The organism is Pseudoalteromonas denitrificans DSM 6059, assembly GCF_900112265.1.
GTDB lineage: Bacteria > Pseudomonadota > Gammaproteobacteria > Enterobacterales > Alteromonadaceae > Pseudoalteromonas > Pseudoalteromonas denitrificans.
In genome coordinates, this window is the sequence record NZ_FOLO01000030.1 from 1 (window position 1) to 26511 (window position 26511).

The following is a 26511-nucleotide window of genomic DNA, read 5'->3' on the forward strand; positions in this document are numbered from 1 at the left end:
ACCGCAGTCGGCAAGCCAATCCATTATGCCTTGAATCAATGGGAAAAACTGATCCGCTATGTTGAAAACGGTCACCTGGATATTGATAACAATCGTGCCGAACGTGCGGTTAAACCATTTGTTATCGGGAGAAAGAATTGGATGTTCAGTAATACACGCAATGGTGCACAAGCCAGTGCGGTACTTTACAGCATAGTCCAAACAGCCAAAGCAAACGGATTGGTGCCATATGACTACATCAGTCATTGCCTTGAGCATCTTATCCATGCTCCTGAAAACTTGGATGCCATTCTGCCCTGGAATGTAAAACTGGGCTAGGTGTATTTGCCCAGTCGTTTACTAAAGAAGATGATGTAATTTACACTGATGGACACTGGATTGAAGAAGCTATTGAATATATTTCCGACAGCGGAGAAATAAACCAGCGTGAACTAGCTGTTATTGAATTTGCTTTTTTACCTATTTTCCATGAACCTAGACATGTGCCTAAAAACTTACTAAATGAATTACTTACTTCACCTAAAACATTTGTTGAATTAGTTTGTATTACGTTTAAAGCAGAGGGGAAGCACCCGTTAGAAGAAAATATAAACTCTAATGAAAATACGGCAGAAAATGCATGGAAAGTCCTACATTATGGTCGTGGTACTCCAGGTATAATGGAAGGTGGGGATGTAGATGTAGCTGCATTCAATCAATGGGTAATTGAAGCGCGAGAAATAGGTCGTAAGTTAGACAGAGAAACTATGACGGATCAATCAATCGGGCAATGGATGTCTAACTGCCCTGAACAGGAAGAAGGCATATGGCCTTGCTATCCTGTATGTGAATTACTTGAGCAGTTCGATGCTTCTGAAATTAGAAAGGCATTTAAAGCAGGGGTTTATAACAACCGAGGAGTTATCACTAAGACTTATAGAAGTGGTGGAGATTTAGAGCGTAATTTAGCTACTAAATATAAGGGGTTCGCTGAAAAGCTGAATAATATATACCCTCAGACAGCGAACCTGTTAAATGACATTGCCCAATCATATGACTATGAAGCAAAAATGGAAGATGATGATGTCAGGTTAAGTGATGAGTTAGATTGATTTAAAGCACATTTGCTATTACATAGTGCGCGAAAAGCTTAATTCAAATAAAAAAATGGAATAATTTATTTATGTTCACTTTTGAGTTAATGTGAGCGTCCGCAATTTAGTCAAAATAGCTAAGAGAACAAATATTAGATAATCAGCGCATTGTCGGGTGCGATAAAATTCATATAAATAATTGAATATCTAAGAATTACTGAAGTTGCATTTGATTAGACTTTAAAAGATGAATCAAAATATTCCATTTACGAGTAAGACACGCTCATCTAGATATAAGTTTTAGATGTAATTAGCATGGCTTATTAGTTAAACAAGGGGTATATGAGTTATTTTGAGTTAAATTTAGGTTGGTATTTAAAAGTGAAAGTTATTTTAAATATGTGCGGAAGATCGAATATATCTAAATATGGTTGATAATTTAAAATAAAAAAGGTGAATTTATATAGTATAGATTTATAAAAATTTATTAATCTACGGACTCAGCTAGAAAAATTTAAATTGGTTAGCATGGAGTTAGCTTATGGATAAACAAAATGCATTCATACTAAAAGCAAAAGAAAAGCATGGAGGATTCTTTGATTTTAGTAAATTTCAATATTTTAATGCAAACATTAAAAGCACAGTTATTTGCATCAAACATTCACATCAATTTGAACAATCTCCAGCTAGTATTTTAAGGGGAAGTAATGGTTGCAAATTGTGTAGAAGTGGAACATTAGAAGAGTTTATTGATGCTGCTAATAGTATCCATAATTACTCTTATGATTACAGTTTGTTTAAATTCAAAAATCAAACAACAAAAGGGACTATAATTTGCTCTAAGCATGGCGCTTTCCAACAAGAACCAATTAAGCACATTAAAGAAAAACGAGGCTGTAAAGGTTGTAGTGCAGATAACCAACGTAAAGACTTGCCTACTTTCATTAAACAAGCACAAAAGATTCACAAAGAATTTTATAGTTATGAAAAAGCCATATACATTGGGGCTAGGAAGAAATTAATTATTACATGCCCAAATCATGGGGTATTTAGCTGTAGTCCTGATAATCATCTTAGGGGGAAGGGGTGCCCTAAATGTACAACAAAAACTAAAAGTAAATTCATAGAAGATGCTAGAGCAATACATGGTGACAAATATGATTATTCTAATGTTAAATATGAAGGTACTTTAATAAAGGTTACAGTGAAATGCCCTATACATGGTAACTTTAGGGTAATTCCTTCATCACACATTAATGCAGATGTTGGTTGTACTCTTTGTTCTAAAAGGTATCAATATTCTACAAATGAATGGGTAGCAGCTGCAATTAAACGGCATGGAAATAAATATGACTATAGTGAAGCTATTTATACAGGAGCTAAGAATAAAATAACAATTATTTGCCCTGAACATGGGAAGTTTAGCTCAGTTGCAACCTCTCATCTTACCAAAGGAAGTGGATGTAAAAAGTGTGGAGACATTTCTTCAGGTAAAGCTTCTGGGGAAGCTAGACGTAAATCTACAAAAAAGTTTATAGAAGAATCAAAAAAGCTTCATAATGAATCTAATTATGATTACTCAAAAACTGTGTATGCTAGAGCAAATGAAAAACTAACTATAACATGTCGTATTCATGGTGATTTTTATAAATCACCTACAAAACATATTCATGGGTTACAAGGATGTCCCGTCTGTAGCAACTTGAGAGGATATAATAAAAATGAAGAAGGCTGTTTATATATTCTAGAATCTAGCTGTGGTTTATTGGTTAAAATTGGAATATCAAATAATTTAGTGCAACGAACTAATGATTTAAGAACAAACCAAAAACTAAGTGACTTTAATATTATAAAATCATACTGGCATGATGATGGCGCTGTTGCTTTAGAGTTAGAAAGGAAAGCTCACAATCTAGGAGATAAACTAAACTTAAGGGGTATTAAACAATCAGAGCTATTCAATATATTTAAAGATAAATTTGATGGTTACACCGAATGGTTTAAAAAAGATAAACGGCTGTTATATTTTATAGAAAAAGAGTTTAAAGAATATCAAGACAAATAGTGAAATTGAGATCAAATTTCCAAAAATATAAATGAACGACAAACTAAATGCATTTAAATATAATTTGCTTATCTAGAAATACCTTAATTGAATTGTAGTTTAGACTAATACAATTCATTCTTGGTCATTGTTTATGAAAATACTTATTTAGCATTTTAGTCAAGTATATTTTGAGTAATTTACTTTGGTTGTTAGTTGTTCAGATATAAAAGTTTCAATCTCTATTGCTAGTTTAGAAGGTGTAATTAGAAGGTATAATTTGATATTATGTTTACATTCATTATATATACTACATATGAATAGATAGAAATATTACCTGTAACTGTTTACAAAATAGTCTTATTTAACATCAAACAGTCGTATGTTTACATAAATTTGTATTTTTAAAAACTTTTAAAAATACAACCCATTAAAAGTATGAGAAAAAATTGATTATTACTGTTTTTAAATTCGCAATATTCTGGTTTACACTGCCACTAAAAAAGAAATTTGGGTGCGGAAAGTCAACGGCAATTGCATTATGTCAAAATTATTTTAAGCAAAAAAAAGTATCCTATATTGATGTCAGAGAGCCCGGTGGAACACCTTTAGCTGAATCATTACGCGAACTAGTTAAAGCGGAACATCAAGAGGTAATGAGTCCAGAAGCTGAGTTACTCATTATGTATGCAGCCAGAGCACAGTTGGTTACAAATATTATAGTACCCGCTTTAAATCGCAATACTTGGGTTTTGGCTGATAGACATGATTTAAGCTCTCAAGCTTACCAAGGCGGCGGAAGAGAAATCTCATCAAATACCTTATCATCATTAGCAAATATCGTTTTAAAAGAATTAAAGCCAGACCTAACAATTTATTTAGATTTAGATCCTAAAATTGGTTTAGCGCGTGCTGCACAACGCGGGGCCTTAGATAGAATAGAGCAAGAACAACTGACATTTTTTCAACGTACCAGAGCAAAATATCTAGAGATTGCACAATCAGATAATACGATAAAAACTGTTGATGCCAGCCAAACGATAGAAAATGTACATCAAGATATTATCAATGTACTTAATGATTTTTTTAATGCTGAAGTAAATAAATGATTTACCCTTGGTTGAATGAGTTCAAAAAACCGCTTGAAATAGCCTACAGTGCTAATAGGTTGCACCATGGTATTTTACTCAGTGGCCAAGAGGGAATAGGCAAGGCGGAATTTTCAGAGGAACTCGCAAAAGGATTGTTATGTAACTCCTCTGCTAATCAGTTAGAGGCATGTGGTCACTGTAAGTCATGTCAATTGCAACAAGCGGGTACTCATCCAGACAAACTTGTCATAGGGCGAGATAAAAAAACAATCGGTGTAGATGAAGTTCGAAAAGTTGCGCAATTTGTGCAATCTTCAGCAGGGCAAAATGCAAATAAAGTGATCATTTTGCTTAATGTTCATTTAATGACAACGTCTGCTGCGAATGCTTTATTAAAAACCCTAGAAGAACCAAATGCACATAGATATCTGTTACTAGTAACACATGAGCCTATGCGACTGAGTGCCACTATTCGCAGTCGTTGTTTAGACCACAATTTAGCGATAAGTCATTACGAAGATGCATCAAACTGGCTTTCAAGTTTTGATTTAATTAATCAACCTTGGCATATTTTATTTGCACAACAACCCTTGTTGCTATTAAATTGGCACCAACAAGGAGACTTAAATCAATTAGATAAGCTTTATTTTTGTATTGAAAACTTACAAACTCAGGCTGATTTACAGCAAATTAATGAAATATTAAAACAAAAACCTGAATTTATAAGTGTTTTCAGTATTTTTTTATTTGCTACTATTAAAGATTATTTAGTACAAAAAAGATTATCATTTAGCTGTTATCAAAAGTGTATAAAGTTATTAGCAAATTTTGATACTAGTATAAAAACAATATTAGGACTTAATGTACCATTGGCAATAAGCCAACTAATATTTTCATTACAAGAACAATTTAATTTAAATAATTAAAAAGAGACATAATTTTGCAAGAGTTACTGATAGATTTTGAAGATTTAAGAGAGCTTTACAAGTGCTATATGCCGTACTTAAAAAACGGCGGCCTTTTTATTAGAACGAATATGCAATATGAGATGGGTGAGTCTTTAGCACTTAGGATCACGTTACCCGATGCATTAGAGGATGATCTGGTATCAGGTAAAGTAACTTGGATCACAGGCCAGGGGAGCCAAAATTCAAATCCGCCTGGTGTTGGTGTGAGCTTTATAGATGATAAAGCGCATGTTAAAGATAAAATCGAAAAGTTAGTGCTTGATATGTTACACTCCGGCGACCGAACTTATACTATGTAAAGCTGTAGAAAACTGTGATTGTAGACTCTCATTGCCATTTAGACCGATTAGACTTTGATAAACTGAACTTAAATTTAAGCCAAGTTTTAGATAATGCCAGAGAAAAAGATGTAGAACACTTTTTATGTGTTTCTGTCACATTAGCGCAATTTCCTGATATGCTTTCAAAGATTGAAAGTTTTGATGATGTCTCTGCATCTTGTGGCATACATCCGTTAGATCAAAAAGATGCCTTAGATAAATCTGAGTTATTGACTTTAGCTGCTCATAAAAAAGTAGTGGCAATTGGTGAGACAGGTTTAGACTATTATTATTCTCAAGACTCAAAACAAGTTCAAATAGACTCATTTATTGGCCATATCGAAGTGGCCAGACAATTAGATAAACCATTAATTGTTCATACACGAGACGCCAGAGAAGACACCATCAGCTTATTACGAGAGCATGGTGAAGGTCAGGTTAAAGGTGTTTTACATTGTTTTACTGAGAACTGGGAAATGGCAGAGCAAGCGCTTGAGCTTGGTCTATATATTTCGATATCAGGCATAGTGACATTTAAAAATGCCGTTGAGCTTAAAGACGTTGTTAAAAAAATTCCACTAAATCGATTATTAATCGAAACAGACTCTCCATATTTAGCGCCCGTGCCTTATCGTGGTAAAACAAATCAACCTGCTTATGTTCAAGACGTTGCTTATTATATAGCTGAGTTGAAAGGCATTAGTTATGCTGAACTTGCAAAACAAACAACTGAAAACTTTTATAATCTATTTAATATAAAAAAATAACAATAACAGAGGAATGCTAAATATACATGCTGCCATTTTTAATTGCAGGGCCAATGGTGAGGCTTGCAACGCCTGAGACAGTTTGTATTTGGTTGGCTACTTCCAACGCAAATGCTTGTGATATTAGTTTAGTCAACCATCAACATGATACCAAAGAAGATGTATTACAATTAGGCGAACATTTATTTATTCGCCTAATTCATCTAATTGCTAAAGAAACCTCATTTCCAACTGATAAATTACTCAAGTATCAACTTAATACCAATGAAGATATTGATATAGACATATTTTGTTATGACGGTAGTAATTTTCCTGAATTTGTCATTCCTAAAAAAATAGAAAGCGTATTACATGGTTCTTGCAGAAATCCACACCATCCAAGCGAAGATTCATTAATTAGTGCGGATAACTATCAGAATACGCAAAGATCTCAAAATCAAATCGGCTCTCAACTTTTATTATTATCTGGTGATCAAATTTATGCTGATGATGTTGCCGGTGCCATGTTACAAGCTATATATCAGCTGATGAATAAGCTGGGCATATTTAAAGAAACATCACTCAATGTTGATTTACCAGATGATATTAATGAGCAACTTTATAATAGAGCACAAAAATTACCAGTCACAGCTTGGCAAGATAGATCAAAACGCACTTTAGGCTATTGGCTTAAAAGAGACTTAGCGCATTTTACCAGCGCTAAATCAGCAAACCACTTAATAAGTTTTGAAGAGTTTGTTGCCATGTATTTACTTTGTTATAGCAAGCAAGTGTGGCAATGCATCGATATGGATTTATTGACATTCACGAGCAGTGAACCAAAAATTCAAAGATGCTTTGACGATGAAAAATTAGCACTAGAGAAATTTGTTGCTGGTTTACATCATAGCCAACGACTCTATGCCAATATGAGTTGTTTAATGATGTTTGACGATCATGATGTAACAGATGATTGGAACTTGACTGCAAATTGGGAGCAAAATGTTTATCAAGATCCTGTGAGTCGACGTATTGTTGCTAATGGTTTGATTAGTTATTGGGTTTTCCAAGGTTGGGGCAACGATGCTGGCAAAAAGTCAGGTTTTTTTAAAGACTTAATGCTTGATTCAAAAACTGATGAACAGTGGCATTTTGAAAATTTAGATAAAGAAATTTTCAACTTTTCATATTGGCATTTTGAAGTCCCATGTGAACCTAAATTAGTTGTACTTGATACAAGAACGCACAGGTGGCGAAATGAACATAACTTTGATGAACCTTCAGGTTTATTAGATTGGGAACAATTAACTTTACTTGAACAAAATTTAATTGGTGAAGAGGGGGTTATTTTAATGTCGCCTGCACCTGTTTTTGGCGTTAAATCTATTGAAGCGGTTCAATCAGCGTTTAACTTTTTTGGTCAGCCTTTATTGGTAGATGTAGAAAACTGGATGGCACATGAAGGAGCTGCTAGAAAGCTTATGAATATGTTTAGACGTGCTGATACGCCCGTTGAAACATTAATTTTGTCGGGAGATGTGCACTATTCTTTTTGTTTTTCTGTGCAGGCTAGGTTTAGTCAAAGAGATAATCGTATTTGGCAGTTAACAGCCAGTGGTATAAAAAATGAATTTCCAACAAAACTGTTATCAATATTAGATAAATTGGACTCTTGGTTTTATGGCTCAAAAAGCCCTTTAAACTTTTTTACAAAGCGTTGGCAAATGAAGGTTTCACGACATCCTGTCGCCCATGATAATAAAAAGCATCTCATGAGTTTATCGGGTATTAGCCTTATAAAGCTTGAAAATGGTAAATTAGAAAGTTATCAAATATTGCACGCAAATGGTGAAATTACAGACTTTGTGCTGTAAAACACTGTAATCATCTCTTTTTATATGTTTTCTGAGTAAAATCCCAGTAATTTGGTAAGTATTTTATTTAATTGAATAAAAAAGGCCCAAAGCAAATATAATCGCTTTGGGCTTAGGGGATTGGCTCATTTGAGCCGTGCGCTAACTTCAAAATAATTTCACGTTCATTTAGGGAGAAGTGAAAGTAATAATAAGTGTAGTTAACTAAATTGAAAAATGAAAATATTTCTTTCAAATAATTTTATATTTTAATCAATAAGTTAAAAAATAATGTAAATAAAACTTTAATTTTATTCACAATTATTTAAAAGGTTCATCCCAAGTTATTAACTGGTTATCCCGAACTAAGTCTCTGGGTAAACTGTTCTTTATTTTATTCTTCATCCATTTACCTAAACCAATTGATGTGCCACATAGCGTTAAGATCAACTCACCTTTATCATTGGATAATTGCTCTAATTTAATGTCTTTTCCACCAAAATAGTCATTTGCCTGTGAATTAGATAGTTCAAAACGGTTTTTAGTTGCCAAATCACCAAAACAAGTTGCAAATTCGTGATTTAATCGAACACCATTTTTATGAATTGTGCCGATATTTATACCAATACGAGAGTATTTAATTTTATTAGAGATTTCACTAAAAGATTCGGGAAATAACCAGAGCTCTTTATCTCTTTGCATTAACTTTCCGGGTAATGAATCTATTGCAAATTGTCTCTTGAGTATTGTCATAAAGCTTTGTTGTGATTTATTATCAAAATCAAAAAATGGAAAAGCACCTTTTTTCACTTTTATTTCAGGTGGAGTTTGATGTGCTAACTTTTTAAACTTAGCTATAAAAAAACCTTCGCAGTCGAAAGTTTGTGGCCAAATATGTAAATATCCTTCAGGTGTAGTTGCTTTATTTGCGCCTTCAAATAAATTATTTAAAGGAATAATTTCAATCATGCCTTCAAACAGTGACAATACATGTTCACAAATAGCTTGGTTTTCTATTGGTGTTAAAGTACAGGTTGAATAAACTAAGGTGCCACCGGTTTTTAGCGCGTAAAAAGCACTTTCAATTAATTTCTTTTGCACATTTGCAATTTCTATATTAGATTCTAACGACCAATTTTTAAGCGCATCAGCGTCTTTTCTGACTGTGCCTTCGCCCGAGCAAGGTGCATCTAATAAGATAGCGTCAAAGCATTCATCCATATATGAACCAAATATAGCAGCATCAAAGTGAGATAATGCGACATTTGAAATACCTAAGCGTTTCATATTGGCACTAAGTACTTTTAGCCGTGAGGATGAATACTCATTGGCCACTAATATGCCGTCACTTTGCATATAAGCAGCAATTTGAGAGGTTTTAGAACCGGGGGCTGATGCCATATCTAATACGACTTGTGCATCAAAAACGTCGTTTTCAAGTAAAGCGGTTGGCGGTAACATAGAGCTTGCTTCTTGTACATACATAGCGCCACTTAGATGCAAGTCTGTATTGCCTATTGAAAGATTTTTTTCTTCTTCAGTTGGTCGCTCTAACCAAAACCCTTCTTTACACCAAGGAACGGGATCAAGTTTCCAGTTTTTTATTTGGGCAATTGTTCTGAATTCTTCAACTGACATTTTTAGCGTATTAACACGTACGGAACGACGCAGAGGTTGTTTACATTTATCTAAATAATCTTCAATGTTCAAATGTTTAGGGATATAAGTTTTCACATCATTAATAAATGCTTGGGGAATATAAGTGTTTTCGTTCACATGAACCTCTAGTAAACTGCAGTTTCTGAGTTTTTCATAATAATAACATGGAGCAGCTATGCTCAATCGTATTTGGTTATCTTTTTTTATCATTGCATTTTTTTCTGCTGTTGCAACTTGGATTGGCGGGGGGGACGGTTTAGTTTTTGAACGTATGGTTGATGCCTTATTCAAAATGGGAAAAGTCTCGGTTGAAATATCGATTGGTTTGATTGGTGCTTTATGTTTTTGGCTCGGGATCATGAAAGTAGCTGAAAAAGCCGGTATGGTAGATGTTTTAGCGAAAGGATTATCGCCCTTATTTCATAAATTGATGCCTGAAGTACCAAAAAATCATGCCGCATTTGGCTCTATTACTATGAATTTGAGCGCTAATTTACTGGGTTTAGATAATGCTGCAACACCACTTGGTATTAAAGCCATGCACGACCTGCAAAGCATCAATCCAAAAAAAGACACTGCGAGTAATGCGCAAATATTGTTTTTAGTCCTCAATACGAGCTCAGTTACATTATTTCCAATAGCCGTTTTTGTTTATCGGGCTCAGCAGGGGGCAATGAGTCCAACAGATGTATTTATTCCAATTTTAATTGCTACTTTTAGTTCAACTTTAGTGGGGTTATGTGTTGTTGCCTGGGTGCAAAAGTTAAAGTTAGCAAATTTTGTGGTCTTGGCCTATCTGGGCAGTATGCTTGCGTTGCTTGCAAGCTTAATCGTTTATTTTTCTAGCTTAACAGCTGAGGTTTTAAGTCATCAGTCTGCTGTTCTAAGTAACTTTTTAATTTTTAGTTTTGTTTTATTGTGTTTAAGCTGGGCATTTTATAAAAAACATAATGTATATGAGTTATTTATTGAAGGCGCTAAACAAGGATTTGAATTTTCAATATCTTTAATACCTTATTTACTTGCCATGTTATGTGCGATAGGTGTATTTCGTGCTAGTGGTGCACTTGATATAGCACTTGACGGCATGCGTCAGTTAGTTACTTTTTTTAATGGTGATACACGATTTGTTGATGCAATGCCTACTGCTTTTATGCAACCGCTTAGTGGTTCGGGTGCAAGAGCCATGATGATAGAGACTATGAATATGCATGGAGCAGATTCATTTGCAGGGCGTTTAGCTTCAACTGTACAAGGCTCTACCGAGACCACTTTTTATGTATTAGCCGTTTATTTTGGTGCGGTTGGCATTAAGCATACTCGCCATGCAGTAGCATGTGGTTTGTCTGCTGATTTAGCTGGCATAGTGACTGCGATAGCTGTGTGTTATTGGTTTTTTGGGTAAAGTAAAGACTGAATATAAATTGTCGACACTTTCATCAAAATGTCATCTTTTTGTCATTTTAAATGATACAAGGTAACTTATTGTCGACAATATTCTGATTGTTATCTTGACATATGCCTTAAGCAGACTATAGTTAGCGTCACTTATTGTCGACAATGGAGCTAAGTTGGAAGCAAATAACCTAGTTAAAACCGCATCAGATCAAGTTTTTGTCGACATTCGTCAGGCGATTGTTGAAGGGCATATTGCTCAAGGTAGTAAAATATCTGAAGCCGAACTTGCCAAATACCATGGTGTAAGCCGCGCGACATTACGTGAGGCGCTCAATCGTTTAGAAAGCTGCCATCTTGTTGAGCGTAAAGCGAATATTGGCTGTCGTGTTGTGGCTTTAACACCAGATAAGTTACTTGAGGTATATCAGGTGCGTACAGCCTTAGAGGGGTTGGCGTGTCGTTTAGCCGCAGAAAACATGACTAAAAGTGAGATTGAAGAAGTTAAAAAACTGCTCAATCAGCATTTATCAACTCAAAAAGTAAAACAAGGTGAGTCTTATTACCAAGAAGAAGGCGATCTTGATTTTCATTACCGAATCATCAAAGGCAGCAAAAACAGTCATTTAATTCACTTATTATGTAATGAATTATATCAGTTGATCCGCATGTTCAGAGTACAAATGGGCATGAATGGACCTAGAGTATCAAAAGCTTTTGACGAACATCTAGCCATTATTAATGCAATTGATGCAAAAGATGGTGAATTAGCTGAACTATTAATGAAAAGACATATCGGTGCCTCTGGTGCCAGTATCAAAACACGATTTAATTTAGAAGTGATTGCACAGTAATTTTACAGCTCAAGTTAGTAAATAGAATTTATAAAAGTTTGAAATATTGGAGAATAAAACATGTCAGCAGGTGCTAAATTTAGAAAGGCATTAGAACAGAATAAACCGTTACAAATTGTAGGCGCTATCAATGCATACTGTGCAATGATGGCTGAGCAATTAGGACATCAGGCGATATATTTATCGGGTGGTGGTGTTGCAAATGCATCTTACGGTTTACCAGATTTAGGCATGACATCTCTTAATGATGTAATCGTCGATGTGCAACGTATCACTTCAGCATCTAGCTTACCGCTAATGGTTGATATTGATACAGGTTGGGGGGGAGCTTTTAATATTGCAAAAACGATTCGTGATATGGAAAAAGCAGGCGCAGCTGCTGTACATATGGAAGATCAAGTTGCGCAAAAACGTTGTGGCCACCGTCCCAATAAAGAAATTGTTTCAACAGAAGAAATGGTTGATCGTATTAAAGCGGCTGTTGATGCGCGTATAGACCCTGATTTTTTCATTATGGCACGAACAGATTCATTTGCTCAAGAAGGTTTAGAAGCGGCTATAGAACGTGCTAAAGCATATGTTGCTGCGGGTGCTGATGGTATTTTTGCTGAAGCGATTAAAACTGAAGAACACTACCGTGCGTTTTCAGAAGCATTGAATGTGCCTATCTTGGCTAATATTACCGAGTTTGGTCAAACTGAGCTTTGGAATAAAGAACAGCTAGGAGAGTGGGGCGTTGATATGGTGCTTTACCCATTATCTGCATTTAGAGCCATGAACAAAGCGGCTGAACTTGTTTATAAAACTTTGTTAACTGATGGCGATCAAAAGGCTGTTATTGATAATATGCAAACGCGTATGGACTTATATGATTACCTTGGCTATCACGATTACGAACAAAAATTAGATAAGTTATTCAGTGAAGGCAAAAATAAATAACTCAAAAGTTAAATTGACAACCAAATTCTAAGGAACAAGATTATGAGTGATAAAAAATTAACAGGTGCAGGCTTACGTGGTCAAAGTGCAGGTGAAACAAAATTATGTACAGTAGGTAAGTCAGGTTCAGGTTTAACATACTGCGGTTATGATATTGCTGATTTAGCTGATAATGCAACATTTGAAGAAGTGGCTTATTTACTTTTTAATGGTGAATTACCAAATGAAGGGCAACTTGCAGCATATAAAGAACAATTAATGCAAATGCGCGATTTGCCACACGCACTTAAGTCGGTATTACAGTTGATCCCAGCTGATGCACACCCTATGGATGTGATGCGTACTGGGGCATCATTTTTAGGTAATCTTGAGCCAGAAACTGATTTTTCTCAGCAACAAATGGCGTCAAATCGTTTACTTGCAGCTTTCCCTGCGATTATGTGTTATTGGTACCGTTTTTCTCATGATGGTGTTGAAATTGAATGTACTACAGATGAAGACTCTTTAGGTGGTCACTTCTTAAAATTACTTAATGGTAAAACACCTTCAGAGCAACATCGTCGTGTTATGGATGTATCGTTAATTTTATATGCAGAACATGAATTTAATGCTTCAACTTTCACGGCACGTGTGTGTGCTTCTACTTTATCAGATATGTTTTCATGTGTTACTGGTGCAATTGGCTCATTACGTGGACCACTTCATGGTGGAGCAAATGAAGCCGCTATGGATATGATCCAAAAGTTCACTTCACCTGCTGATGCAAAAGAGAAAATGGCGGGCATGTTAGCACGTAAAGAAAAAATTATGGGTTTTGGTCATGCGATTTATCGTGAGTCAGATCCGCGTAATGTGATTATCAAAAAATGGTCGGAAAAATTAGCACAAGAAAATGGTGATACGTCATTATATGACATCTCCGTTGCTTGTGAAGAGTTTATGTGGGATAGCAAAAAACTATTTTGTAATGCAGACTTTTTTCATGCCTCTGCTTATTACTTCATGGGTATTCCGACTAAATTATTCACGCCAATATTTGTATGTTCACGTTTAACCGGTTGGGCAGCACATGTAATGGAACAACGTGATAATAACCGTATTATTCGTCCAAGTGCCGATTATACAGGTAGTGAGCCACGTAAAGTAACACCAATCGCAACTCGATAATATCTTTAAACAGGCTGCTTAAATTGCAGCCTGTTTTTATTTACAGTTAAAAAATAGCGACAAAAATAGGGAAGTTCTCGTTAATTCTAAATACGAGATAACCGTCACCCTAAACAGATTTTCTGGATTTACTATGAATACCTTATACCGAAAACCCTTGCCAAATAGCACTTTAGATTTTTATGATACACGAGAAGCTGTTGAAACAATCAAGCCTGGCTCATATGCAAAATTACCATATACATCTCGTGTACTGGCTGAGCAATTAGTACGTAAATGTAACCCAGACACACTCACTGATTCTTTAAAACAGTTAATTGAACGCAGACGTGATCTTGACTTTCCTTGGTATCCAGCACGTGTTGTCTGTCATGATATTTTAGGCCAAACAGCCCTAGTTGATTTAGCGGGCTTACGTGATGCTATCGCTGAGAAGGGGGGAGATCCATCTAAGGTAAACCCAGTTGTTCCGACACAATTGATTGTTGATCATTCGGTTGCTGTTGAACATGGTGGCTTTGAAAAGAATGCTTTTGAAAAAAACCGTGCTATTGAAGACAGACGTAATGAAGATAGATTTCATTTTATTAACTGGACAAAAACAGCTTTTAATAATGTAGATGTCATTGGTGCGGGTAACGGTATTATGCATCAAATCAATCTTGAAAAAATGTCACCTGTGGTTCAAGCCCGTAATGGTATTGCTTATCCTGATACTTGTGTCGGTACTGACTCTCATACACCCCATATTGATGCATTAGGTGTTATTGCTATAGGTGTTGGTGGTCTTGAAGCTGAAACTGTTATGTTAGGTCGTCCATCTATAATGCGTCTGCCTGATATTGTTGGTGTTAAATTAACAGGTAAGCGTCAACCGGGTATTACGGCAACCGATCTTGTATTAGCTATTACAGAGTTTTTACGTAATGAAAAAGTAGTTTCAGCTTATCTGGAGTTTTTTGGTGAAGGAGCTTCTAAATTAACGATTGGCGATCGCGCAACTATCTCAAATATGACACCAGAATATGGTGCATCAGCTGGCATGTTCTACATTGACCAACAAACGATAGATTACTTAAAAATTACAGGTCGAGAGCCTGAACAAGTCGCGTTAGTCGAAAATTATGCTAAAACCACAGGTTTATGGGCTGATGATCTTGTTGAGGCTCAGTATGAACGTGTCATTGAGTTTGATTTATCAAGTGTATGTCGCAACATGGCGGGGCCTTCAAATCCACACCGCAGGCTACCAACGAGCGAATTAGCGATTAAAGGCATCGCAAAAGATTTAGATAATTGTAAAGCACAAGAACAAGCTGGTGAAATGCCTGATGGAGCATGTATTATTGCTGCAATAACCAGTTGTACAAATACATCTAACCCCCGAAATGTTGTTGCAGCAGGTTTAGTTGCCAAACGTGCAAATGAATTGGGTTTAAATCGCAAACCTTGGGTTAAAACCTCTTTTGCACCGGGATCTAAAGTTGCAAAACTCTATTTAGAAGAGTCTGGTTTATTACCTGAAATGGAAAAGTTAGGTTTTGGCATAGTCGCTTATGCTTGTACGACCTGTAATGGCATGAGTGGGGCACTTGATCCTAAAATTCAACAAGAAGTAATAGACCGTGATTTATACGCTACAGCGGTATTATCGGGTAATCGTAATTTTGATGGCCGTATCCACCCTTATGCAAAACAAGCTTTCTTAGCATCGCCTCCACTTGTTGTGGCTTATGCTATTGCGGGTACTATGCGTTTTGATATTGAAAAAGACGTATTGGGGCAAGATCAAAATGGCAATGATATTAGGCTAAAAGATATTTGGCCAAGTGATGAAGAAATAGATGCAATTGTAAACTCAAGTGTTAAACCTGAGCAATTCAAAAAAATCTATGAGCCAATGTTTGATTTAAACGTAAATTATGGCGAAGATATCGACCCATTATATGATTGGCGTCCACAATCAACTTATATACGTCGTCCGCCATATTGGGAAGGCGCCCTTGCAGGCGAACGTACAATGAAAGGCATGCGTCCACTTGCAGTATTAGGTGACAATATCACAACGGATCATTTATCTCCGTCAAATGCCATTCAGTTAAACAGTGCAGCAGGTGCTTATTTAGATAAGATGGGTTTACCTGAAGTTGATTTTAACTCGTATGCAACACATAGAGGGGACCACTTAACTGCACAACGTGCCACTTTTGCAAATCCTAAGTTATTAAATGAAATGTGTCGTGATGGCAATGGTGACATTAAACAAGGATCGCTTGCGCGTATTGAGCCTGAAGGTAAAGAAAGTCGCATGTGGGAAGCAATTGAAACCTACATGGAGCGTAAGCAGCCGTTAATTATTGTAGCGGGTGCAGATTATGGACAAGGTTCTTCGCGTGATTGGGCTGCAAAAGGTGTTCGTTTAGCGGGTGTAGAAGTAATTGTTGCTGAAGGGTTTGAACGCATTCATCGTACTAACTTAGTCGGTATGGGAGTTTTACCACTTGAGTTTACAAATGGTGAAACACGTCATACTTATAATATAGATGGTACCGAAACTTATGATGTTGCAGGTGATGTGGGGCCAGGTTCTGCTATGACAGTTGTTATGACGCGTAAATCAGGTGAAACAGTTGAGATCACTGTTAAATGTCGTTTAGATACAGCTGAAGAAGTGTCTGTTTATAACGCAGGTGGTGTTCTTCAAAAGTTTGCTCAAGACTTTCTTGAATCGAATTCATAATTGATTTTTAGGATTTACTCATTGTTAGAAGTGCTCATGTACACTTGTACATTGCGCGCTTCTGCCTCGATTAAACACTAAAATTCTGCTTATGAAGTTCAATTCAAAATAGAAAATTAAATGTTCTAAAAAATATAAAAATAAGTAGAAAGTTAGATCTACTGTTTATTGTAGGGCTTTAGCCTTACTATTCAAATCTAAAATAGAAAGTTAGGTTACCTAATTTTCTATTATTTATTGTAGGGCTTTAGCCTGACGATTCAAATTTAAAGAGAGCGCTATGACTCATCTTCCTCAAATTAAAATCCCTGCGACTTATATGCGTGGTGGTACATCAAAAGGTGTATTTTTTAATTTAACAGATTTACCAAAAGAAGCACAAACACCGGGTGAAGCACGTGATAATATTTTATTACGTGTCATAGGTTCTCCAGATCCATATGGGAAACAAACCGATGGTATGGGGGGGGCCACTTCAAGTACGAGTAAAACGGTAATTTTAGCAAAAAGCACAGTGATAGATCATGATGTTGATTATTTATTTGGTCAGGTCGCTATTGATAAAGCTTTTGTTGATTGGAGTGGTAATTGTGGTAATTTAACCGCTGCCGTTGGCTCTTTTGCAATTAACTCTGGTTTAGTTGATAGCAGCCGCATTCCGAAAAATGGTGTATGTATTGTGCGTATTTGGCAGGCTAATATCAAAAAAACGATTATTGCTCGGGTGCCAATTACCAATGGCGAAGTTCAGGAAACTGGCGATTTTGAACTAGATGGCGTGACTTTTCCTGCAGCAGAAGTGCCTGTCGAATTTATTACACCAGTTGATCCAAGTGATGCTATGTTTCCAACAGGCAATATTGTAGATGAACTGAATGTACCTGGTATTGGAATTTTAAAAGCAACGATGATCACTGCGGGTATTCCAACTATCTTCTTAGATTCCCAAGATATAGGTTATACAGGTACTGAGTTACAAGAAGCGATTAATAGTGATGATGCAGCTTTAACTCGTTTTGAAACGATACGTGCATATGGAGCGCTTAAAATGGGTTTAATTGCAGATATATCAGAGGCTGCTGCGCGCCAGCATACACCAAAGGTGGCTTTTGTATCCCCAGCTAAAGCTTATACCTCATCGAGTGGTAAAGAAATTAATCAGGCTAATATTGACTTAAATGTACGTGCACTCTCTATGGGGAAATTACACCATGCCATGATGGGTACTGCTGCTGTTGCAATTGGTACAGCTGCTGCGATCCCTGGTACTTTAGTAAATTTAGCTGCAACAAATGGTGAGCTCTTATCTGAAGGTAAAACGAGCGTTACTTTTGGTCACCCCTCTGGAACTTTAAAGGTAGGCGCGCAAGCAAGCATAAATCAAGGTCAATGGACTGTAGATAAAGCTATTATGAGCCGTAGTGCTCGTATTTTAATGGAAGGTTGGGTACGTATACCTGGTGACTCTGTTTGAAGCTCTAAAAATGTAAATACAGTTAGGATGAGTCGAACTTTATAGAAAAAGCTGTGAATTATCACAGCTTTTTTGTTTGTATATCTAAATTATCATCTTGAAATGGTTTAGGTATATTAGTCAATTATTTATCTTGCAAACCCCATCAGTTCAAGGTCTTCAAAAGCTTCATAACCAACAATTTTAATATACCAAGTACCAGATTCTGGTTTTCTGATCAGTATGTGTTCGTCATTTCCCCATTTTATTGGCGCATAATCATAGTCTTCCTGAGTTGGTGCTTGTTCATGTTTAAGATAAATATCTGCATCGCCTTCGCCACCTGCAATATCAAGCCATAATAGTTTTGCATCAGGTCCAACATCTATTTTAAAAATTAATTCATTCTCAGCTTGTGCCGATAAGCCTGTGACAAGTTGGCCACTGATCAATGTACCATCTTCAGGCTGTTGTGGTTCTTCACCGCCATTACCGCCACCATTACCACCGCCTAAACCTGTGCCATTGCCTTTTTTGATATTATCTATCCATGCATTAAACGAATTAACTCTGGCATAGACGCCATATTTATTTGCTTGAGCACACCCTTCACCCCAAGATACAACGCCAGCCTGAACAAATTTTCCTTCATGTGTGATAACTAAAGGTCCGCCGCTGTCACCCTGACATGAATCTTTACCGCCTTTTACTAAACCAGCACAAATCTCAGTGCTACTGATTTTACCGTCGTATGCTTCTTTAGCATTACATACTTGATTTGATACAATAGGCACATTTACTTTTTGCAATATATCTGGGCTATTACCACCTTGTTGTAATGCACCCCATCCTGATACGGATGCCATTGCATTGGGTTTTCCTGAAGCTGAAATAATGTGATCGGTAGCTAACTTTATAAAACTGACGTTGGTAATGGGTGTTGAAAGTTTGACTAATGCAATATCAGAAGCATTTTTGCCTTGTTGATTATAATCAGGATGAATATAAACATCTGCAACGGAAGCTTTACTACCAGAGGTACTCTTTAAACTGATAAAATTTGAACGAACCGAGAGAGAATTTAAATTATTTTTTGTTATATCCTCAACACAATGTGCAGCAGTTAACACCCATGACTCAGAAATTAAAGAAGCACCACAAAAGTGTTGTCCATCAAATTGTAAACTTGTCATCCAAGGGCGTACACCTTCTTTAACGATTTCTCCGCCTACAATTCTTATTGTTGGGCTAGTTTTAATATTCATCTTAAGGTCGCTGGCATGGCTTAAAATAGGTGAAATTAAAAGTGAAGTTAATGCAATTGTTATTAGGTTTTTGTTAATTTTTTTCATAAATGAGTTCCTTAATTAATGCTCAGTTATGATTAAAGAACACTATTGATATTAACAATAGTGAGATTTTGTATCTTCTTTGTATCTGTTTGTATCAGCCAAAAAATAGAAAAGATGATATTAAAGTATCATCTTTTAGTTAAGTTTATGAATTAAACCAGTAAAATTACAATCCTTTTTCACTATAAAGCGTTACTTTGTCAGCAACTAAAGTTACAGTAATATTTTTATCTTCAGAGCCCCAAATACAGTTGGTATGTAATGTTTTTTCTTCACACTTATCTGCTGTGCCCAGTAGCTGTTCTATTTCAGCTTTATCCATACCAATATTTACTTTTTTGTAGTTTTCTAATGTCACTTTGCCACATGCTGTTAATGCTAAAGCGATAGCTAAAGTTGAAAGGTATTTTTTCATATGACTCTCTTTATTATATGTTTGAGTTTAAATTTTTATTAATGCATATATCGTCTGATTTGCACTAAAATACCAATTTTTGGGTGATCAAAATAGTGAATTTCATTGCTGATCACACGACGAAACTGTTCAAAATGAAAGTTTTTTAGTTTATCTGTGGTTAAATCTTCTTGGCGTAAATTAAATTTTGCTTTTATATTTAAATAGCGACCTCGTAAAAATACCTTAAATAAACCGTCTAATTGCCATGTTTTATCTGGATATTCATCATAACTGCTATTAGGTAATTTTGTTAAAGTGGGCTTATTACTTTTAATCTGACCTAAAAAGTAGTTCAAACCTGAGGTATTATCTGAAATGTGAGCGAATGGTGATTTAACCTGTTTTAAATTGCCAAAATAATCATATTGTTCAGAAAAGTTTTTTCCACCATATAAACGATAACTTTTTGCCTTTTGCTCGGTTAAACCGGGTTGACGCCATCCTGTATGCAAAATAGGGCGCATACCCTCACGTTTTAACCTTTGTATAGTTGATTGAAACTCTAGTTGTTCAGGAGTAATTAAATAGGGTATTTCCATACCTTCTTGTTCATCGGCATCTATTTTTAAGGGGGTTGTTGTCATTAAAGACAAATAATCTACATCCGCTGCACATGAAGGTGATTGATATGTTTTAAGTGCTTTATTTAATAAGCTAGATGATGCTCTTTTATTTAAACAGGTATTTTGTCCCATCATTTGTAAATTAGGGCTCAGCAAGTCTAATGCTTTACTTGTTTTAATAGGTGATAGCTCTAAACTAAAATCTTCATTCACATTTTCATTATTTGGATGCTCAAATAGTATGACTTCAACTTCATACCAACGGCCGTTAGCAAAAGAAAAGTGACTGAATAATAATAATGAGATGCTTAATATATATTTTATCATCATTTAGCGAGTTACCTTTTGTTCAAAATCTGTGAGCATGGCATTGATTAATTTGAGCCTTTCGCTCGGTTTTTCTTCAGCTATCATAAACTTCAACTTACTGGCGCCTTCCATTTTATACATTGCAGGGTTTGATTGTAATAAGCCTATGATAAACATGGGATCCACTTTGGTTTCTTTTGAAAACTCAAATGAACCGCCTTTATTGTTAGCATCAATTTTATTAATGCCAATTTTTGCTGCGCGTATTTTTAATAGTTGCAATGAAAATAGGTTTTTAGCAGGATCTGGCAATAAGCCAAATCTATCAATGAGTTCAATTTTTAAATCATCTATCTGGTTAAAGTCTTTACAACTTGCAATGCGCTTATACATACTTAAACGACTGTTAACATCAAAAATATAGTCATCAGGCAATAGCGCGGGCAGTTTTAGGTCAACATCTGTTTGTTTACCTAAAATATTTTCAAGAGTGGGCTCTTTACCTTGTTTGAGTGCCTCAACTGCTTGCTCTAACATTTCCATAAATAAGGTGAATCCAACAGTCTCAATTTGACCACTTTGTTCGTCTCCTAATAGTTCACCGGCACCACGGATTTCTAAATCGTGGCTGGCGAGGGCAAATCCTGCGCCTAAGGTTTCAAGCGAACTAATAGCATCTAAGCGTTTTTTAGCATCTTTTGAAATTACTTTTTGATCTGGTGTCATTAAGTAGGCATATGCTTGATGATGACTTCGCCCAACACGACCCCGTAATTGGTGTAGTTGCGCTAAACCCAGTTTATCGGCCCTGTCCATGATAATAGTATTGGCTGTAGGTACATCTATGCCAGTTTCAATGATTGTTGTACAAACTAAAACATTAAACTTATGATGATAAAAGTCAGTCATTAAACGCTCAAGTTCACGTTCACGCATTTGTCCATGCGCTATAGTGATATTGGCCTCGGGTAATAATATTTCTAAGTCTGCTGCTGTTTTGGCGATAGTTTCAACATTATTGTGAAGATAATAAACTTGGCCACCACGTTTTATTTCACGTAATACGGCTTCTCGAATAAGAGCAGGTTCTGATTGATGGACAAACGTTTTTACAGCCAAACGTTTGGCTGGTGGTGTGGCAATGATAGATAAATCACGCATGCCACTCATAGCCATATTAAGTGTTCTAGGAATTGGTGTAGCGGTTAAAGTTAAAATATCAACATCAGCACGGAAAGATTTTATTTTCTCTTTTTGTCTTACGCCAAATCTGTGCTCTTCATCAACAATTAACAGCCCTAAATCTTTGTATTTAATACTTTGATTTAATAATTTATGCGTGCCAATTAAAATATCTAAACGTCCATCGGCAAGTTTAGCTAATATTTCAGTTTGTTCTTTTGCTGATTTAAAGCGAGAGATAACATCTACTTCTATCGGTAAGTTGGCAAATCTATCTTTAAAATTTTCATAATGTTGTTGCGCCAATAAAGTTGTAGGTACTAATATAGCGACTTGTTTAGAATCGTTTACTGCGACAAAGGCAGCACGCATTGCCACTTCTGTTTTACCAAAACCGACATCACCACAGACCAATCTATCCATCGCTTGTGGCGATTGCATATCACCTAATACTGCAGAAATGGCATTTGCTTGATCGTCTGTTTCTTCAAAAGGAAAACTATCAGAAAATTGCGCATAAGCGCCTTTATCTATTCGAAAAATATTACCTAACTTAGCTTGGCGTTGTGCATAGATATCAAGTAATTCGGCTGCAACATCTCTGACTTTTTCAGCTGCTTTTCGTTTCGCCTTGTCCCATGTATCTGTACCTAACTTATGCAGAGGGGCACTTTTATCTTCCCCGCCAGAATAACGTGTAAGCATATGTAATGCAGACACTGGCACATAAAGCTTAGCTTCATTTAAGTAGGTAATGGTAACAAATTCTGTTGTCACTCCTGCTGCATCTAAGGTTTGTAATCCTTGGTAGCGGCCAACACCGTGATCTAAATGAACAATAGGTTGGCCTACTTTAAGCTCCGCTAAATTACGTATGATGGCATCGGTTGTACCTTCATATTTGTGCTTACGGCGACGTTTTTGTGAAACTTTTAAGCCTAATAGCTCCTGTTCTGTGATCAGGCTTAAGTTAGGTTTACCTTCTAATACAACACTTTGTTCTAGTGGGCTAACAATCAGGCCGACTGCCGATTTAGAGTCGATAAACGCTTTAAAGCTATCAAATGAATTAAGTTTGATACCTGCAGATTTGAATAAGCTTAAAAGACTCTCTCTTCGACCTTCACTTTCAGTGCTAAACAGAATTCGGTTTTTAGCTGATTTTTGTGCTACTAAATAATCCGAGATCGCAGTAAAAGGTTTTTTTAATTGATGATCAACGCGTACGTCAGGTAAATTTGCGGATGGTAAATTAAAATGTCCGGCTTTTGTGCCTAGAGTGGCTAAAGATAAATTGATACGGGAAAATTGCCCCATATTAGAATACAGTTCGTCAATTGGTTGGTACAAAGCCGTCGGGGACAACAAAGGTCTAAGTGGGTCTACATTTCTATTTTCGAATCTGTTTTGAACATCTTGCCAAAAAGTAGTTGCGCTGTATTCAATATCACCTAAATGCATCATAACTGCATTGCTTGGCAAGTAATCAAATATTGTCGCCATTTTATCGAAAAATAATGGGAGGTAATATTCAATACCACCTGGGTATTGGCCTTTAGTTACTTGCGTATAGATAGACTCAGGCTGTTTACTGGCTCCAAAAAGTTCACGGTATTGAATTCTGAACTTTTCAATGTCTTTTTCATTAGTTGGGAATTCGTGAGCTGGCATAAGCTCAACAGTTTTGATTTCTTCCCCGGACCTTTGTGTCTCTACATCAAATTCTTTTATGCTATCGAGTTCATCATCAAATAAATCTAAGCGTAGCGGCGACTGATTACCCATTGGAAATAAATCAACTATCGAGCCTCGTATTGCAAACTCACCATGTTCCATTACTTGTTGTACGTTTATGTAACCTGCGGCTTCAAGATTACTTCTTAGTTCATGGCTGTCTAAGGTTTGGCCCGTTTTAAATAATAAAGTACTGCCATAAATAAATTCAGAAGGTGCTGTTCTAAGCATTAATGTGGCAACAGGTAAAATCAGTACGCCACTTTGTGTTTGCTTTAATTTGTTTAAACTAGCTAAACGGTCTGAAATAATATCTTGATGAGGAGAAAAATGATCATAAGGTAATGTTTCCCAATCTGGAAAAATCATCACATTTTGCTCAGGCAATAAAAATTTAAGCTCAGATTCAAGCTTTAATGCAGCAGGTGTATCTTGGGTTACTAATACAACCAAGGCTTCATGGTTTTTTACGCCTTGAGCTATGGAGAGGCTTAATGCACTACCTTGTAGTTGTCCCCAATGAATTTTATCTTTATTAGACTTTACCCAAGGTAATGATGCCCACTGCGTTAATGCCATTTAGTTGTAACTCCAAACTGATTGTTTTTATTGTTAAAATAGATAAGTTCGTTTTTTAATCACGATATATTTTTAATAAATCGTCATAGTGGTCTATGCGTCTATCGCGCAGATAAGGCCAAATTCTTCTGATAGATTCACTTCTTTTCATATCAAGTTCAGTGATAAGGGTATTTTCGTCAGTTTCATTTGCATGCGCAAGCAGTTCCCCTTGAGGTCCTGTTATAAACGAATTTCCCCAAAACTCAATGCCATTTGTATGACAAGTTAAATCAGGCTCAAAACCGACTCTGTTACAACTGATCACAGGAATGCCATTTGCAATTGCATGTGCACGTTGAGATATCATCCAAGCATCAAGCTGTCTTTGTTGTTCAGACTGGGCATCTTTAGGATCCCAACCAATAGCCGTTGGGTAAATTAATATTTCAGCTCCTGCCATAGCCATAAGGCGTGCAGCTTCAGGAAACCACTGGTCCCAGCATATTAATACACCTAGTTTTCCAATTGAAGTTTTAATCGGCTCAAATCCTAAATCACCTGGCGTAAAATAAAATTTTTCATAAAATCCAGGATCATCTGGAATATGCATTTTTCGATATTTTCCGGCAATCGTACCATCAGTATCAAGTACGACAGCAGTATTGTGATATAAACCCGTGGCACGTTTTTCAAATAATGAAGCAACGATAACAATATTGAGAGATTTAGCTAATTCACTAAGTTCATCCGTTATAGGACCCGGAATAGTCTGCGCTAAATCAAAGGCATTTACATCCTGTGTCTGGCAAAAATACAGGCTTTGATGTAATTCCTGAAGAACAATTAATTTACTGCCCCTGTTTGCTGCATTTTTGATTTCAGTAATCGATTTTCTGAAATTCAAAGCCAAATCGGCAGTATTCCTTTGTTGAATAAGCGCGACTTTGATTTTATTTTTCATGTTTTAATTCTTTATTCTGTGTTGATAAAAAACCACAAGGTAATTGCATACTGATGCAATGTAAGCTGCCAAATTGATTGATGAGTGCTAAGCAATCAATACCGACAATTTTATGTTCTGGGTATGCTTTTTGTATTTGTATCAAAGCATGATTATCTTGCTTATCTTGATAGGTAGGGACTAAAACAAAGTTGTTGATAATTAAGTAGTTGGCATAAGTTGCTGGCAACCTTTCATTTTCATTATTATATTTTGCACTAGGCCAAGGCAAATCTATTAACTTATAAGCTTGATTTTTTTCTGTTCTAAAGTTTTTTAACTCATTTTTCATTTTTGATAACTCATTAAAATGAATATCACTTTTATCATTGCAGCTTACATATACCAAAGTATCGTTAGGTGCAAAACGTACTAATGTATCTATATGGGAGTCTGTATCGTCACCAGCCAAGTATCCATAATTGAGCCATAAAAAATGAGTTACACCGAGAGATTGAGTTAAATAATGTTCTATTTGTTGTTTATTTAGTGCTGGATTACGATTGGGGTTTAACAAACATTGTGTTGTTGATAATAAAGTACCTTTGCCATCGGTCTCTATGGCACCACCTTCCAGAACAAAATTTAGTTTTTGAGTTAAAGCATTTTTATTTAATGATTGTTTATATATAGCTTGGTTTATTTTGTTATCTAAAGCACTCTCAAATTTATTGCCCCAGCCATTAAATATAAAGTCTAGGCTTTTAATTTTTTGCTTATTATTTGTTTTGGAAACTAATGTAATAGGGCCATGGTCACGGGCCCAGGTATCATTACAAGGAGTGATAACAAAATGTACTTTTGATAAATTTAAATCGGCATGTCTAAATAATGATTTTATATGCGCTTTGAGTACTAAATCATGAGTCACGATAATCAGCGCTTGTACAGATAGTATATGTTTGCATAATGCTAAATAAATTGGTTCTATTTTATCTAAAATAGGTTCCCAATCTGTGTTTTTGTGCGGCCAGGTGAATAACGTGGCGTCTTGTTTTCCCCATTCTGCGGGAAGGATAAAACTCATGATATATTTAATTAACAATTACAT

The 26511-nt window shown here is 35.9% G+C and carries 21 protein-coding genes; 14 read left to right on the forward strand and 7 right to left on the reverse strand.

The features are described from left to right. The 8 genes from BM088_RS16505 to BM088_RS16540 form a co-directional block, all read left to right on the forward strand. The coding region (locus tag BM088_RS16505) for an IS66 family transposase (RefSeq protein ID WP_177208083.1) at positions 1-318 on the forward strand (318 nt) is incomplete at its 5' end. Positions 319-482: 164 nt separating this feature from the next. Beyond that, entirely contained in the window at positions 483-1091 is a 609-nt protein-coding gene (locus tag BM088_RS16510; RefSeq protein ID WP_091986809.1) for a hypothetical protein, read from the forward strand. A 523-nt stretch (positions 1092-1614) separates the two neighbouring features. Next, positions 1615-3138: a GIY-YIG nuclease family protein gene (locus tag BM088_RS16515; RefSeq protein WP_091986812.1), complete on the forward strand. Its 1524-nt coding sequence runs from the start codon at positions 1615-1617 to the stop codon at positions 3136-3138. A 431-nt stretch (positions 3139-3569) separates the two neighbouring features. After that, the gene (gene tmk / locus BM088_RS16520; protein WP_245763847.1) at positions 3570-4226 is read left to right on the forward strand and encodes a dTMP kinase; all 657 of its coding nucleotides are present in this window, start codon (positions 3570-3572) and stop codon (positions 4224-4226) included. Beyond that, complete coding sequence (locus BM088_RS16525; protein ID WP_091986814.1) at positions 4223-5134, forward strand: AAA family ATPase; 912 nt, start codon at positions 4223-4225, stop codon at positions 5132-5134. The genes tmk and BM088_RS16525 overlap by 4 nt, the downstream gene beginning before the upstream one ends. Before the next feature lie 14 nt (positions 5135-5148). Then, complete coding sequence (locus tag BM088_RS16530; RefSeq protein ID WP_091986817.1) at positions 5149-5475, forward strand: PilZ domain-containing protein; 327 nt, start codon at positions 5149-5151, stop codon at positions 5473-5475. A 14-nt stretch (positions 5476-5489) separates the two neighbouring features. After that, positions 5490-6263 carry a TatD family hydrolase gene (locus BM088_RS16535; protein WP_091986819.1) on the forward strand — a complete coding sequence of 258 codons (774 nt, stop codon included), beginning with the start codon at positions 5490-5492 and terminating at the stop codon, positions 6261-6263. Positions 6264-6289: 26 nt separating this feature from the next. Then, positions 6290-8116: an alkaline phosphatase D family protein gene (locus BM088_RS16540; protein WP_091986822.1), complete on the forward strand. Its 1827-nt coding sequence runs from the start codon at positions 6290-6292 to the stop codon at positions 8114-8116. Positions 8117-8416: 300 nt separating this feature from the next. Here the strand turns inward: BM088_RS16540 and rsmF are convergent, their stop codons facing one another. Beyond that, positions 8417-9871: a 16S rRNA (cytosine(1407)-C(5))-methyltransferase RsmF gene (gene rsmF, locus BM088_RS16545; RefSeq protein ID WP_091986825.1), complete on the reverse strand. Its 1455-nt coding sequence runs from the start codon at positions 9869-9871 to the stop codon at positions 8417-8419. Between the two features lie 58 nt (positions 9872-9929). On the opposite strand from rsmF, the gene BM088_RS16550 reads away from it, so the two are divergent. The 6 genes from BM088_RS16550 to prpF all read left to right on the forward strand — a co-directional run bounded on the left by BM088_RS16550 (position 9930) and on the right by prpF (position 18323). Continuing rightward, positions 9930-11159 carry a nucleoside recognition domain-containing protein gene (locus BM088_RS16550; protein ID WP_091986828.1) on the forward strand — a complete coding sequence of 410 codons (1230 nt, stop codon included), beginning with the start codon at positions 9930-9932 and terminating at the stop codon, positions 11157-11159. A 166-nt stretch (positions 11160-11325) separates the two neighbouring features. Next, entirely contained in the window at positions 11326-12003 is a 678-nt protein-coding gene (locus BM088_RS16555; protein WP_091986830.1) for a GntR family transcriptional regulator, read from the forward strand. Positions 12004-12063: 60 nt separating this feature from the next. Further along, entirely contained in the window at positions 12064-12942 is an 879-nt protein-coding gene (prpB, locus tag BM088_RS16560; protein WP_091986833.1) for a methylisocitrate lyase, read from the forward strand. A gap of 42 nt (positions 12943-12984) precedes the next feature. After that, complete coding sequence (gene prpC / locus BM088_RS16565; RefSeq protein ID WP_091986836.1) at positions 12985-14109, forward strand: bifunctional 2-methylcitrate synthase/citrate synthase; 1125 nt, start codon at positions 12985-12987, stop codon at positions 14107-14109. A gap of 133 nt (positions 14110-14242) precedes the next feature. Further along, positions 14243-16849, forward strand: coding sequence for a Fe/S-dependent 2-methylisocitrate dehydratase AcnD (gene acnD / locus BM088_RS16570; RefSeq protein ID WP_091986838.1), 2607 nt, complete (start codon positions 14243-14245; stop codon positions 16847-16849). A 280-nt stretch (positions 16850-17129) separates the two neighbouring features. Continuing rightward, entirely contained in the window at positions 17130-18323 is a 1194-nt protein-coding gene (prpF, locus tag BM088_RS16575; RefSeq protein ID WP_091986841.1) for a 2-methylaconitate cis-trans isomerase PrpF, read from the forward strand. Between the two features lie 128 nt (positions 18324-18451). Here the strand turns inward: prpF and BM088_RS16580 are convergent, their stop codons facing one another. The 6 genes from BM088_RS16580 to BM088_RS16605 form a co-directional block, all read right to left on the reverse strand. Continuing rightward, the gene (locus BM088_RS16580) at positions 18452-19654 is read right to left on the reverse strand and encodes a trypsin-like serine protease (RefSeq protein ID WP_091986843.1); all 1203 of its coding nucleotides are present in this window, start codon (positions 19652-19654) and stop codon (positions 18452-18454) included. 166 nt (positions 19655-19820) lie between these two features. Continuing rightward, entirely contained in the window at positions 19821-20069 is a 249-nt protein-coding gene (locus BM088_RS16585; RefSeq protein WP_091986845.1) for a DUF3862 domain-containing protein, read from the reverse strand. 38 nt (positions 20070-20107) lie between these two features. Continuing rightward, entirely contained in the window at positions 20108-21004 is an 897-nt protein-coding gene (locus BM088_RS16590) for a CsiV family protein (protein WP_091986847.1), read from the reverse strand. Then, entirely contained in the window at positions 21005-24478 is a 3474-nt protein-coding gene (mfd, locus tag BM088_RS16595; RefSeq protein ID WP_091986850.1) for a transcription-repair coupling factor, read from the reverse strand. It abuts the gene before it with no gap. A 55-nt stretch (positions 24479-24533) separates the two neighbouring features. Beyond that, positions 24534-25421, reverse strand: a complete 888-nt coding sequence (locus tag BM088_RS16600; protein WP_091986853.1) for a carbon-nitrogen hydrolase — start codon at positions 25419-25421, stop codon at positions 24534-24536. Continuing rightward, entirely contained in the window at positions 25411-26487 is a 1077-nt protein-coding gene (locus BM088_RS16605) for an agmatine deiminase family protein (protein ID WP_091986855.1), read from the reverse strand. The genes BM088_RS16600 and BM088_RS16605 overlap by 11 nt, the downstream gene beginning before the upstream one ends. Between the last annotated feature and the right edge of the window lie 24 nt (positions 26488-26511).

Bases quoted from the DNA above. Each gene is read 5' to 3' on its own strand.
- BM088_RS16585 (WP_091986845.1), bottom strand. From the start codon at position 20,069: ATGAAAAAATACCTTTCAACTTTAGCTATCGCTTTAGCATTAACAGCA.
- BM088_RS16590 (WP_091986847.1), bottom strand. From the start codon at position 21,004: ATGATGATAAAATATATATTAAGCATCTCATTATTATTATTCAGTCAC.
- mfd (WP_091986850.1), bottom strand. From the start codon at position 24,478: ATGGCATTAACGCAGTGGGCATCATTACCTTGGGTAAAGTCTAATAAA.
- BM088_RS16550 (WP_091986828.1), top strand. From the start codon at position 9,930: ATGCTCAATCGTATTTGGTTATCTTTTTTTATCATTGCATTTTTTTCT.
- prpF (WP_091986841.1), top strand. From the start codon at position 17,130: ATGACTCATCTTCCTCAAATTAAAATCCCTGCGACTTATATGCGTGGT.
- prpC (WP_091986836.1), top strand. From the start codon at position 12,985: ATGAGTGATAAAAAATTAACAGGTGCAGGCTTACGTGGTCAAAGTGCA.
- acnD (WP_091986838.1), top strand. From the start codon at position 14,243: ATGAATACCTTATACCGAAAACCCTTGCCAAATAGCACTTTAGATTTT.
- BM088_RS16525 (WP_091986814.1), top strand. From the start codon at position 4,223: ATGATTTACCCTTGGTTGAATGAGTTCAAAAAACCGCTTGAAATAGCC.
- BM088_RS16600 (WP_091986853.1), bottom strand. From the start codon at position 25,421: ATGAAAAATAAAATCAAAGTCGCGCTTATTCAACAAAGGAATACTGCC.
- BM088_RS16515 (WP_091986812.1), top strand. From the start codon at position 1,615: ATGGATAAACAAAATGCATTCATACTAAAAGCAAAAGAAAAGCATGGA.
- BM088_RS16605 (WP_091986855.1), bottom strand. From the start codon at position 26,487: ATGAGTTTTATCCTTCCCGCAGAATGGGGAAAACAAGACGCCACGTTA.
- BM088_RS16580 (WP_091986843.1), bottom strand. From the start codon at position 19,654: ATGAAAAAAATTAACAAAAACCTAATAACAATTGCATTAACTTCACTT.
- prpB (WP_091986833.1), top strand. From the start codon at position 12,064: ATGTCAGCAGGTGCTAAATTTAGAAAGGCATTAGAACAGAATAAACCG.
- BM088_RS16540 (WP_091986822.1), top strand. From the start codon at position 6,290: ATGCTGCCATTTTTAATTGCAGGGCCAATGGTGAGGCTTGCAACGCCT.